This is a genomic window from Anaerococcus lactolyticus ATCC 51172, from assembly GCF_000156575.1.
Taxonomy (GTDB): domain Bacteria; phylum Bacillota; class Clostridia; order Tissierellales; family Peptoniphilaceae; genus Anaerococcus; species Anaerococcus lactolyticus.
On record NZ_GG666184.1, the window covers coordinates 1 to 238 of the forward strand.

At 62.6% G+C, this 238-nt stretch carries 1 protein-coding gene; it reads right to left on the reverse strand.

What is annotated here, in order from left to right:
- Positions 1–238: MetQ/NlpA family ABC transporter substrate-binding protein (locus HMPREF0072_RS11700; RefSeq protein ID WP_248601187.1), on the reverse strand; the 238-nt coding region annotated here is incomplete at both ends.

The following is a 238-nucleotide window of genomic DNA, read 5'->3' on the forward strand; positions in this document are numbered from 1 at the left end:
CCTTTGTACTTCTCCTGGATGAACTGCTTGATCTCGGCGCTGTGCAGGGCCTTGGCCAGCTTCTGCATGGCGTCGCTGTCCTTGTTGTCCGGCCGCGCGACGAGGATGTTCACGTAGGGCGAGTCGCTGCCTTCGATGGCCAGCGCATCCTTGGTCGGGTTCAGCTTGGCTTCCAGGGCGTAGTTGGTATTGATCAGCGCCATGTCGACCTGGGTCAGCACGCGCGGCAGGGTCGCGG